The sequence below is a fragment of the Acinetobacter sp. YH01005 genome (genome assembly GCF_013420465.1).
Classification (GTDB): domain Bacteria; phylum Pseudomonadota; class Gammaproteobacteria; order Pseudomonadales; family Moraxellaceae; genus Acinetobacter; species Acinetobacter amyesii.
In genome coordinates, this window is the sequence record NZ_VOYA01000021.1 from 17607 (window position 1) to 30458 (window position 12852).

Here is a 12852-nt window from a genome sequence, read left to right on the forward strand (position 1 = left end):
TAGGATTCGAGCGACAATATGGAATCGAGTAAAAAAAACAGCTCATCTAAAAATGTTAATCTATTGATTTTATTTGAATATATTAACTTAAAATTAATGTCATAAAAAAACCTGCATTTTATTGCAGGTTTTTTTTAAATTTATAAACTCAATTGTTAATTTTTTCTTCAAATGCTCTTAAACGCTTATAAATAGACATTAATTCGATAATGGTTGTCCATGAGGAAATCAGGTATTGGAAGGAATCACGTACACGCCCAAAGACATTTAAAATTTGCATTAATATACCGAGCGTGATTGTTCCCGCTGCAATACTTGGAAACAAAATAAAATATCCATAAATATTATCCAGTTGCATATACCAAATACGAACCAGGTTGAAATAAGCATAGTGAAAATACAGTCTAAAATAATTAAAACGAACTTTAGTAAATAATTCTTGTAATGTGAAAGGGTCTGCTCGATCTGCATGATCTTCACCATAAACTAACTCTTTACGATATGCCGCTTCGACTTTTTGATTATTAAACTCCAAACCCGGTAGTTTATAACCCACCAGCATTAAAATAACCGTCCCTAAAACCGCCCAAAGGACTGCCGCCCAAACCAATGCATAGGCGATTTCCCCCACGACAGGTAATTTCTTTACATGTGTTGATAAAGTTAGCAGCACAGGTAGAAATGCAATTAAGGTCATCACCGATTCAACTAAGCTAACCCCAAGTCCTTCTGTGGTTTTTGCAAAGCGCATCGTGTCTTCTTGAATACGCTGTGAGGCACCTTCGATGGTTCTCAGTTTTTCCCAATGCGCAGTATAAAAGTCATTCATTGCAGTACGCCAACGAAAAACATAATGACTGACGAAAAACAGGTTCAATACAGCCAGTGTGACATACACCATGGCCACATAGAGAAAAGTCAGTATCTCAGAATATAGCATCGTCACTTCGCCCCCACCACCTGAAAGCATTTTCTGGATCAGGTCATAGAATGGGTTATACCAAGCATTGATTACGACATTACATTCCACACTAAACCAAACATTAAACAGGATAAATGCGGTTCCCCACACAGACCATCGTTGCCAAGGATTATCTGATTTAATCTTCCAAAAGGCTGCAAAAAGCGCCGTTGCTACAAAAAACCAAACATAGAACCATAAAAATTTGGGACTCCAAAATCGGCTAATACCAATAGGCAATTCTGCTTGATGATAATTTGCAGGTAAACCAAACATCGTACCCCAACTATTGCCACCGCTATACCACAAGACAATATTGATGACGAACCATATAAGGAATGATCCAAAAAACCATTTTGGATTTGGAAAAAAAGATTTAAACATTAGTCCTACATTTCCCTGAATCTTTGTTTTTAGTTTGAGTTGCTGATGATAAGTTTTATTTCATAATTTTTCTTGTTCAGATTGAATATTTAACGCTGTTTAATCTGAAATTTAACAATCAAATACACGATGACACATCCTTCGGTTAGCTTAAGTATGAAAACTGAAGTTCACCTTAAATTCATTATTAATCATGCCCTTTTGATGATCTGGTCATTGTTTGTGGAACAAAAGACACATCTTAGGACATACAGTTCCAGTTAAAAAATTTGTAATTTTATAAATTTTCTTTGATATCAATAAATTAAAATCCATAAATTATTTAACCATTATTTAAACTTAAGTTATGGAATTCTCTAAAATATTTTCTGCGATGTAGCTCACGTCATTTACAAAACATGTTTCTTCGCCAATAATATGCTAAGTTCAATTAACAACCTATGCTTGGGGAAGTAAAATGGAAAGTGCAATTGTTGAATTACTCAAACCAATTACATTAAATAAAGAAAATTGCAGTCCTTTGGTTTTTGAAACTGGTACCGTTCTAAAAGTGATTATGCAAACGCCAGAAGGCCTTTTGGTAAGTAATGATGACAAATTTAACTTTGTGATTTCATTGAAAGATAAGAATGAAGTTTGGCGCGAAATTTAATTTTCGCCTCACTTTGTGATTTGTTTTTAAATCATATTTATTCTAAGAAATTTAATCATACAATTATTGAATAAACAGGATAAGGTTCTTAAATTCCATAAAAAAAGAATCCTCCTTTTAAGCAAATATTTTTCATAACTTAGCTTAACGTTTAAATCCGTAAATCATATTTTTCTAAAATCGCATTGGTTTTCTGATGCAATCCCTCAAAATAGACTTTACTCACCAGTGCTGAAGGCTTGTTTTTTGGCAATGGACGAATTTCATGTGCGTGCGGAAAACGTTCAGTAAAATCAAATCGTTTAACCACTTTTTTAAACTCATCCATCACAAGATTTTCATCTTTACAAAAAACATCGTAGGCTTGCTGTTTTTCTGCATCCCAAAACTGCTTAAATGCATCTTGAACACTTTGACCATTCAGCATTCGTGGCATTTGTTCATCAATAAACTTCTGAATCAAATCCATTTTTTTATACATTTTTCGGTCATTACTGATTAAAGATTGGAGTCGTTGCTGCTGTTTAGCCCTTTGAATCGAGGATGGTGGCGCAGCAGCAATCATATTTAATAATGTATAAATATAATCCTGATTTACATAATCACTAATAATAAAATCTAAAGCAAAATTCACGTCACGTAGCACTGAATCTTTTTCAACTGCTGTACCTTTATTTATTCTGTCATATAAATCTTTATATTTAGATTTATAGTCTTCAAGTTCTTGCGGCACTATAACTGCGTTATCAACATCAAAGTCTGTATACATTTTCAGTTGTGAATGTAGACGAATCACATCACGAAAAGCTTGAATAAACTGCAACTGCTGACTTTCGAGTTTTAGATCATCTACTGACTGACACTCAGGTGTTATTTTTCTTAATTCACTAACACACTTATTAAATTCTGCTAATTGTTGATCCAACGGTGGCACAATCACTTGCTCAAAATTTTGGTCGTCTGCAAAAGTAGAAAGAGCTTTATCTGTTGCCTGCTTTAAATTTCTAAAACACACGACATTACCAAAAGCTTTAGTTGGTTTGTAAATACGGTTTGTACGCGAAAAAGCCTGAATTAATCCGTGATATTTTAAGTTCTTGTCGACATAAATCGTATTGAGCGGCAATGAGTCAAACCCAGTCAGGAACATATTGACCACAAGTAATAAATCAATTGGTGGCCCTTTCAGCTCCCCAACTTCTTTAGGTGGTTTAGGGACTTTGAAGTACTTAACTCGATCACCTAGATTTTTATAATATTCGTAAAATCCTTCGTCACAGTTATAGCTAGTCAGATGGCGCGTATTAAATTCTGCAATGATCCGTTCAAGTTGCGCTTTACGCCCCATATCAACTTGACTCGGCTGTTCAAGTTCTTCTTCAGAAATCGTACCTGTTGTGGAGTCATTAACGTCGTTTGTCGTGTCCTGCGCGCCAAAAGAAAAGATCGTACCAATCACTAAAGGGCTATAAACCTCTTTCTTCTCGTTAGCTTCTGCAACCAACTCTGCTTGGACTCTGGTAAATATTTCATAATATTGAAGTAGGACATCTACTGAGCTGACACAAAACATTGAACAAAATTCGCGTTTTGCCGTTTTTTTGTCATGATTTTTTAAAATATAACGTACAATTTTTTCTAAGCGCTCAGGGTTGTCATACAGCTCTTTAGTATCGATGCCTTGTATTTTTTCATCACCAGCATTCACCTGATTAGCGGTAAATTGCCCCACATAATCAATTTGAAAAGGTAAAACATTTTTATCTGCTATCGCATCGACAATCACATATTTATGCAGCCGTTTAGGAAATAGAAATTCTGTGGTGTATTTCACCCCACCAATGCTTTGACAGTTCACAGGAAAAATAGGCGTGCCTGTAAAACCGAACATTTGCGCCTGCTTAAAGAAGCGTTTGATATTTTGGTGAGTATCACCAAATTGACTGCGGTGGCATTCATCAAAAATAAATACGACTTTTTTATCTGCCAAATCGGCGATCAATTCTCTGAATTTAGGGAGTGTAATTGCGTTATTCAGCTTTTGAATGGTCGTCACGACCAATTTATCTGTGAGTATATTGCTTTCATTTTTTCGTGAGTTCAGCCGTTTACCGATGAGCTGTTCGACCAATGTTTTGGTGTTGGTCGTTTGGTCTACGCAGTCGGGAACAAAGGCATTGAACTCTTTAGTGGTTTGATTATCTAGGTCTTTGCGGTCCACAACAAAAATTACTTTTTCTATTTCTGGCAACTGACGCATGATTTCACTGGCTTTAAATGCCGTGAGTGTTTTACCCGAACCCGTTGTATGCCAAATATAAGCATGATCGGTTGAGGTTTTTACATGCTGAATCATGTTTTCAACTGCATAGACTTGATAAGGTCGTAGCACCATTAAGCATTCATTTGTTTGATGCTGAACGATGTATTTACTGATCATTTTCGTAATATGTACGGCGTTTAAAAATGCTTCGGTAAATTTACTCAAGTCATTGATAGCTTTGTTTTTTTCATCTGCCCACGGAAATGTAAAATCAAACAGTGGCGTACCATGTGAATAATATAAGCAATTTACGCTGTTGCTAATGACAAAGAGCTGGATGTATCCAAACAGACCTTGTCCAGATGTATAGGCATTTTTACTGTAGTTATGCACTTGGTGAAACGCCTGTGCGATTTCTACGCCACTGCGTTTAAGTTCAACTTGTACTAATGGAAAACCGTTGATCAATAGCGTGACATCAAAACGGCTGGTTTCTGTGCCGCTCTCACCGTATTGAACCGTCACTTGGTTGGTCACTTGAAAAATATTTTTTTCTGCATCATCACTTAAAAATCGCAGTGTTTGGGTCGTACCGTCATCATGTTTAAGCTGGTATGAACCACGCAATAGTTTGGCTTTGCCGAAAATCGTATGTTCACTGCTCAGGTAATTCCACACCTGTTCCCATTGCTCATGTGTGAGTGGTGCAGTCAGTGCATTAAATTTTTCTATTTGATTTTTTAAATTTGCGAGTAAGGCTGCCTCGTTTCTGTACTGAACACGTTCGTACCCTAAAGTTGTTAAGTGCGCTATAAATTGGTTTTCGAGTTCGAGTTCTTTTTGGGTCGACATTTATAATACTGCTCAGTTTTTAACTATTGGTATGCATATCTATTGATTCTAATAGATTTATTATATTTTTCAATCTTTTAAATTCATCAAACAAACATCTAAACTGATGATACAGATCACTGTTTTTTCTTTTAGGAATCTTTCAGTACTTTCTTAAATAAAAAAATTCCCGCATTTGAATAAATGCAGGAATTTTATAAAACCATATAACAATCACACAAACATTTGCTGTAACAAGCCTTTTTTCCACTGTTTAGCTTGTTCAATTTGCAGTGCAACGACTTCAATTTTTTGATCAATGGCTGATAGGAAATTAGCGATTTGGGTTTGTTCCTCAATACATGGAAATAACATAGAAACTTCTTTAATATCTGAAGCTAAAATATGTTCAATTGTATTACCTGTTTTGATTAGGGTAATTTTTTTCTTTCCAAACTCTGAGTAAAAGTAATATACAACAAATTCAGAATTCACTATTTGAGAGGATTTAGGTGTTAGAACCAAAAGTGCATGACAATTTCCATTTTTATACTCATCGGTAACAACAGCACACTCTCCAACATGGCCACTTTGAACCATCAAAATGTCATTAGTATGCAATATTGAATTTGTCTTTTTTTGATGAAATTCATTGTTGATATAGATAAGTCCTGTGGCATCAATTTTTCCATTTTTGATGTTCTTACCTTGAAGATATTTAACTCCAGATTCCACATAATAAGGAGTTGCCACACCGACAAAACCATTTCTAATTTTAGGAAAAAACTCTTTCAAAAATTTCTCTTCCCACTCCCCAAACTCCTTCCCATCATCCGCTTTAAAACGTATCTGCTGACTAAACAGCTTTTGCATCATGCCTTGTTTATATTGGCTCAGTAGTTCATGTTTTTCAGTCAGTTGGTTAATCTTTTCATCCACAACGGAAAGGAAAGAAGCGATTTTGATTTGTTCCTCTTGCTTGTTAGGCAATGATATTAAACACTCATTAATGTCACCTAGATTAATTTTTTTAGGGAAAGCTACATGGATAATTCGTTTGTGTAACTCATTTTTAAAAAAAGGTGTTCCTATGTATTGATTCAGAAATGGTGTACTTACATTAGCTTTAGGTCTAATTAAAGCTAAACTAACGTAATATGCTAATGGTTCACTGTCATTAACGATAGCCGTTGCACCAATTTCACCAGCCGTAATGCGCGTCATTAAAATGTCGTTTAGTTGAGGCTTATTTTTGAAGTCTTTTTTAAATGCTTCTGCAGTAATAAATTTATCACTGTCATAAGGTGACTGAATATTTTCAACACTAACGAATTTGATGCCTGACTCTACATAGTTGGGAGTTTGATGCGTCCCATCAAAAACCTTAGAAATTTTATCTAAACTAACCTTACTCCAATCCCCATCAAACTCTTTAAACCGTAATTTAGGTGAAGTCATTACTTCACCTCCGCAAAAGGTGAATCAATGCAGAGTTCTGCACAAAACTTAGAAATTTCTGCATCAGTTTTTAGACTTTCCACTTCTAAGGCTTGAAGCTGTTTCGCTATTGCATCTAAATCAATTTCTTCTTCTGCTTCAAAAGTATCGACATAACGAGGAATATTCAAATTGTAATCATTGTCAGCAACGTCTTGCAGACTCGCTACGTATGCATATTTTTCAATATTTTGACGGTTTTCAAATGCACCAACGATATTATCTAAATGCTCTGGCAAAAGCTTGTTTTGATTCTTTTGCTTATCAAACTCGTTACTCGCATCAATAAATAAAATATTGTCGCTATGCTCACGGTTTTTCTTCAACACCAACACACAAGTTGGAATAGTCGTGCCATAGAAAATATTGGCAGGCAAACCAATAATCGTATCAATCACATTTAACTTTTCGATTAAATGCTTACGAATATGCCCTTCACTCGAGCCACGGAACAAAACCCCATGCGGCAGTACAATCGCCAAAGTCCCATTTTCATCTAACTGATAAAGCATGTGCTGTAAAAACGCCATATCTGCCTTAGAACTTGGAGCTAACTTGCCAAAATCACGGAAACGCGGATCGCTTAGGTATGACTCACTCGCAGACCATTTAGCCGAAAATGGTGGATTCGCTACAATCGCATCAAATTTCAGTTCCATATGCTGTGGACGTTTTAAAGTATCCTCCTGCTTAATTTCAAACTTTGAATAATGCACATCATGCAAAATCATGTTCATACGTGCCAAGTTATATGTCGTACGATTCATTTCTTGACCGTAAATCGCGTCCACGTCGCCGACTTCACGCTTTACACGTAGCAATAAAGATCCTGAACCACAAGTCGGGTCATATACACTGCGTAGACGTTCTTTACCTAAGGTGACAAGTTTTGCAAGCAAAGTCGAAACCATTTGCGGTGTATAAAACTCACCTGCTTTTTTACCAGCACCTGAAGCAAATTCACCAATGAGAAACTCATAAGCATCGCCTAAAATATCAGACTCAGTATTCGATAGATCAAAATTAATATCGTCCAAATGTACGATCACACGGCTAATCAGCTCATTGCGGTCATCAGGCGTATTTCCTAACTTGGTCGAACTTAAATCCATGTCTTCAAACAAATGCGAAAAATCATCTGCCGCATCTGTACGCAGCGTACTTTGCTCAATTGCCTTAAGGGTTTTAATTACATCATCCAAAATGTATTTTTTTGCTCGAGCCAATGTTGCCATACTATGGAACAATTCTTGTGGCGCTAAGAAATAGCCCATACTGGCAAGACATTCTTCACGAACAGCACTCAAATATGCTTGATTAATTTCAGTATCTTCAACCAATTCTGCAAACTTAATTTGATCAGGTGATAAAATTTCGTTGGCATTATTTTGAATTTTTTCAGACAAATATTTGTAGAAGATCAAGCCCAAAATGTAATCACGGAATTCATCTGCCCCCATTTTACCACGCAAAGTATTGGCAATATTCCAGAGTTGTTTTTGCAGTTCTTGAAGCTGGACTTGAGTCATTGTTGTACCAAAAAATGTTTTTAATTAATCATAAAAAAAGCCGAACCCGAAGGTTCGACTTTTTTGAATTTTGGTGGAGATGGCGTCAATTGAACTCAACTCCTAAGCTATTGATTTAGTGAACCATAAAGTCAATAGCGTTTTACCTGTACCCATTTTTTACCCAAATTAGATTTAGCGCATTGAATCACAAAATTTATTTTGTTCAAATTCATGAACAGGATTTGAAATGGTTACTGATTTTAACACGTATGCATTTAACATTAAAAGATATGTTATAACCTTCCTTTTTTATATTTGTTTTTTTCATGTATCATTCAAGAGTACAACTTCAGGGTGAAAGTTATGTTTGACAATATAGATGCTTTAAAAACAATATTAGATCAGCATCGTCCTCTTTCTCCTGCAATTGTAAAAAATCTACAAGAAGATCTTATTGTTCGCTGGACATATCATTCAAATGCAATTGAAGGCAATACACTGACATTGCTAGAAACAAAAGTGGTTTTGGAAGGCATTACCGTTGGTGGAAAAGCATTACGAGAACATTTCGAGGCAATTAACCATAGAAATGCGATCTATTATGTTGAAGATATTATTCGTAAAGAAGAACCTTTTTCTGAATGGCAGATTCGTAATATCCATCAACTCATTCTAAAAAATATCGATGATGACAATGCAGGACGTTATCGCCAACAAAACGTGTTGATTTCAGGTGCTACGACTAACCCACCCGACTATACATTGTTGAATGATAAAATGGCTCAGCTTGTCGATTGGTACAATACTGAGGCACATAAGCTACATCCTATTGAACGTGCAGCTAAAGTACATGCAGACTTTGTAGGCATTCATCCATTTATTGATGGGAATGGTCGTACATCACGCTTATTGATGAATCTCGAATTACTTAAAGCTGGATATCTGCCTTGTGTGATTACAGTAGAAAATCGTTTGGCTTACTATGAAGCTTTAGATCAATGGTTGGCTTATGGAAAGACTGAAGCTTTTATTCAGTTGTTTTCTGAGGCTGTATTGGAAGGGTTTAAGCCGTATCAGGTTGTTTTAGGTATTTAGAGCTATCTAACTTACATTTTAATTTATTTGGATGGGATAGTGCACTCAGCGCGCACCATCTTTACAATTTAAATAATTGTTTATAATAAACATTTATAACCAACCAATGTCATTGTACCGCGAAAAATACCGCTAAAATTCAGCATCCTAAAAATATTGATGATGGCAATGTAGGAGGTTATCGTCAGCAAAACATTTTAATTTCAGGTGCTACGGTAATCCCCCTAAAAATAATAGGATCTAAAAGTAGAATTTTCTCTTAAGATACAAGCTGGAGATTCTTCATGAAAACATCTTAATATCCTGACAGTCATATCACGTCCATCTTGAAGCAAGCTGAATCTAGTACCCCCTTGTTACCATTTTTTGCCGAGAACATAGCATGTGTAAGGCGAGTTTTTAGAAATGGCGTGCTAAATATAGTGGTATGTATGCCTCATTAATTACACGACTGAAAGAACCTATTCGGCCTGAGTAAGTATGATCATTAGATTACATGCCTGACCAGCTGAGTGATGGACGAAGTAAACGCTTGTTGAACATGATTGATGATTATCGGCATATAGGATTGGTGATTTAAATAGGGCTATCAATGCCTGTACTACGAGTCATTCGTACACTGAATTAGTTGCTTGAATGGCGAGATAAACCACTTGCAATTCACTATGACATTGGATCTGAATTTATTAGTGTTTGATTGGTTAACTGGGCAAAGTTGCATGACAAACGTATCGTACTTCAGCCTGGGAGGCCATAACAAAATGTGTATATCACAGGTTAAGATCGCAAGATCCCTTACAGTTTGGTATGCAAATATTTGTTCGATACATTTGAATAAGTACAAGACCATACAACAAATTGATTGTTATTCTATAAACATGAAAAATCATACAAAGCCAATGGTAACAAACGACCGTTAATGGCCACTTAACGTTTACTTTTACTTTTACTTCGATTATTTATTGGAGAATTATCTAGAAGATGAAACAGCATTTTATGCTAATTCATCCTCCTCAATTCAAAACAAAATACCATTTTTAAATGTTTAGTTTAAAGCTTATATTCATCAATCACCTTTTGGGCTTCTTTAAAACCGTTTTGAGCAGACTGCTTTATCAACTGAACCCCTTTAGATTCATTTTTTGGAATACCTTCACCAAAATAATACATGATACCTATTATATATTGTGCTTGAGCATGACCAAGTTCAGCAGCTTTTGAAAACCATTTAAATGCTTCTTGATCATCTTGACGCTCCCCGGCATCTTCGCTGAAATAATCTGATCCCAAGGCAAAATAGGTCCGTGAAATATAGTCTTTTGCTCTTTCATGACCTTGAACAGAAGCTTTTTCAAAAAACTCTAAAGCTTTTATATAATCTTGAGGTACACCGATTCCTCTAAAGTACATGATGCCAAGATCAAATTGTGCTTTTGCATCACCATTTTTTGCATGATTTGCAGCAGATATAAAAAATGCATCACCATCGATAACTTTTCCTGCTGTATTTGCCACTGTCAGTTGCTTATATGGCATATCCCATGAACTTTTAAGTTTATCTAGTTTTTTTTGAGCACCTTCATGACCTTGTGCTGCACTTTTTTCATACCATTCTTTAGCTAAAGTTAAATTTAATTCTGTACCTTGACCGTCATAATACATTTCACCAAGTAAGAATTGAGCTACTCTGTTTCCATCTGTTGCAGCTAATGAGAACCATTTTAATGCTTCAGGTAAATCTTGTTGCATTCCCTGACCAGTATAATAACAAGTACCCACATTTGCTTGTGCCCCAGTATCACCTAATAAAGCTCCGCGCAGAAACCATTCACAGGCTTTTTGTTTGTTAACAGGCGTTCCTTCACCTTTGTAATACATGATTCCTAAATTAAATGGCGCAAACTTATGGTTGTGATATGCAGCACTCGTCCATGCTTCCAATGCTTTAACATCATCTTTTTGGATATATTGATTATTAAACGAGACATTTCCCTTATAGTAAGCATTACCGAGATTAAAATAATACTCACCATTAATTTTATCAACACGCGGCTTGACAACTTTTTCAACCCCTTTATGTAATGGTGAAAACATTTTTTCAATTCCAAGGGTAGCCATTTCACCAGCCTTATCAATACCACCTACAACTCTGGAATGAATTTCTTCGCTTTTTGTATTAGCTGTCACATAAGAAGGGAAAGTTAATACGAGTGATGAGAAAAGTAATTTTGCCTTTAAATATTTCATATAAATAAACCAATAATTTGAAGATTCTTTATGATCTAAAATAAAAAATGCAGTCTCTGTTTTTGAATCAGAAACTGCATTTTTCAAAGTTATAACTCACACTTAGTATTCAAAACTCGCTGTTCGCTTAAATTGCTGTATTTCTCGCTCTGCTAGATTATATTCTCGCTGAACTTGTCCCAGTTTATTACTAGCTTCGTTATATCTTTCGCGATAATACTTGCGCGACTCTTCTTTAAGATCAGAGCTATACATATTAGATTTTGCTGTAGCAATTGTATCTTCAATCGATTTTAAATTTTTATTCGCGTGATAAAACTTATTTGCCACATTGTAATAGGGTCTTAAATTATTTTGCATTTCCATTGGACAACTTTGATATGTTCCTCTACCTTGCAACGCATAATCAAAAATCGTTTGTGGATTACAATAATTTTTTAGACCTTTCTTATAACCAGTAGTATAGGCTTCTGTATCTAAAATCGCGTTGTGCTTCATACATGCTTGAGCACGCTTTTGCATGAATGAACCATTACCATTATAACCATCATTCTGCCCAATCAACGACCAGTTTGCTGAAAGACATTCATTTTTAGACATAATAGCACAGCCATTTAACATGACAACACTTGCCAACCACACCATTTGTAACTTCATTTCACCCTCAAATGTTTTGTTTTTTATTCAAAGACCTTCAACTCCCCATAACCCATTGAAGGTCTATTTTGATTTAAGTTAATGTAATCACACGTGTGTTGTTTGCAACTTTCACGCCATTCACAAGAACTTCTGTATCTAAGACATATCTTCCTTTTGATACACTCATAGGGAATTTCCAGCTAAATGAGTTTTCAAATGCCCCTGAGCCAAAATCTTGCTTATTGGTCATTTGTACATCCTTAACTAATTCACGAATCACTTTACCATTTGCATCTTTAAGCACCAGCTTTTCTTGTACACGCTGTAATGGCTCTGCGACCCCTTCAACTACAGTTAAATCGGATTTCACTGTAATACTTTGATTTGCTTGAATAGTCTGATTAGGAAGAACAACTGTTGAGTATTGTTGTATCCGTGTTTGTTGTGGCAATTGTCCTTTATTGGCTTGTTTATATGCCATTTCAACTTCAGCAGCGGACTTTTTTTGAATAGTGTGTGCATTAATCATTACGCACCCTGCTGCAAAAACTGCACCACCAATGGCAGCACCTGTTGCAGCATAAGTACTATCACCCACAGATGCCCCGATTGCCGCACCAAGTAATGCACCTACTGCTGTAGACATTCCAGTATTACATCCACCATTGGCTGACGTTGCCAATCCACCAGTACTTGCACAACCTGAAACGGCTAAGGCTGAACTCAGCATAGCAATAGACATAGATTTTTTCATTTTATTACCCCTCTTCAC

Annotated in this window: 9 protein-coding genes; 2 read left to right on the forward strand and 7 right to left on the reverse strand. The window is 35.8% G+C overall.

The window, feature by feature from the left end:
• Nucleotides 1–148: 148 nt before the first annotated feature.
• Nucleotides 149–1345 (reverse strand): peptide antibiotic transporter SbmA, encoded by a 1197-nt coding sequence (gene sbmA / locus FTT72_RS13100; protein WP_180178520.1) that lies wholly within the window; start codon nt 1343–1345, stop codon nt 149–151.
• Nucleotides 1346–1802: 457 nt separating this feature from the next.
• On the opposite strand from sbmA, the gene FTT72_RS13105 reads away from it, so the two are divergent.
• Nucleotides 1803–1997 carry a hypothetical protein gene (locus FTT72_RS13105; RefSeq protein WP_180004283.1) on the forward strand — a complete coding sequence of 65 codons (195 nt, stop codon included), beginning with the start codon at nt 1803–1805 and terminating at the stop codon, nt 1995–1997.
• A gap of 151 nt (nt 1998–2148) precedes the next feature.
• On the opposite strand, the gene FTT72_RS13110 is transcribed toward FTT72_RS13105, so the two are convergent.
• The 3 genes from FTT72_RS13110 to FTT72_RS13120 form a co-directional block, all read right to left on the reverse strand.
• Nucleotides 2149–5112: a type I restriction endonuclease subunit R gene (locus FTT72_RS13110; protein WP_180178521.1), complete on the reverse strand. Its 2964-nt coding sequence runs from the start codon at nt 5110–5112 to the stop codon at nt 2149–2151.
• A gap of 213 nt (nt 5113–5325) precedes the next feature.
• Nucleotides 5326–6549 carry a restriction endonuclease subunit S gene (locus FTT72_RS13115; protein WP_180090369.1) on the reverse strand — a complete coding sequence of 408 codons (1224 nt, stop codon included), beginning with the start codon at nt 6547–6549 and terminating at the stop codon, nt 5326–5328.
• The gene (locus FTT72_RS13120; protein WP_180178522.1) at nt 6549–8117 is read right to left on the reverse strand and encodes a type I restriction-modification system subunit M; all 1569 of its coding nucleotides are present in this window, start codon (nt 8115–8117) and stop codon (nt 6549–6551) included. Before FTT72_RS13120 ends, FTT72_RS13115 begins: the two co-directional genes overlap by 1 nt.
• 345 nt (nt 8118–8462) lie before the next feature.
• Between FTT72_RS13120 and FTT72_RS13125 the strand changes: the two genes are divergently transcribed.
• Nucleotides 8463–9194 carry a Fic family protein gene (locus tag FTT72_RS13125; protein ID WP_180178523.1) on the forward strand — a complete coding sequence of 244 codons (732 nt, stop codon included), beginning with the start codon at nt 8463–8465 and terminating at the stop codon, nt 9192–9194.
• A gap of 1050 nt (nt 9195–10244) precedes the next feature.
• On the opposite strand, the gene FTT72_RS13135 is transcribed toward FTT72_RS13125, so the two are convergent.
• From FTT72_RS13135 to FTT72_RS13145, 3 genes are all read right to left on the reverse strand, one after another.
• Nucleotides 10245–11528 (reverse strand): tetratricopeptide repeat protein, encoded by a 1284-nt coding sequence (locus FTT72_RS13135; protein ID WP_180026591.1) that lies wholly within the window; start codon nt 11526–11528, stop codon nt 10245–10247.
• A gap of 15 nt (nt 11529–11543) precedes the next feature.
• Nucleotides 11544–12098, reverse strand: coding sequence for a DUF2799 domain-containing protein (locus FTT72_RS13140; RefSeq protein ID WP_180026590.1), 555 nt, complete (start codon nt 12096–12098; stop codon nt 11544–11546).
• 73 nt (nt 12099–12171) lie between these two features.
• Nucleotides 12172–12834 (reverse strand): hypothetical protein, encoded by a 663-nt coding sequence (locus FTT72_RS13145; protein WP_180026589.1) that lies wholly within the window; start codon nt 12832–12834, stop codon nt 12172–12174.
• Between the last annotated feature and the right edge of the window lie 18 nt (nt 12835–12852).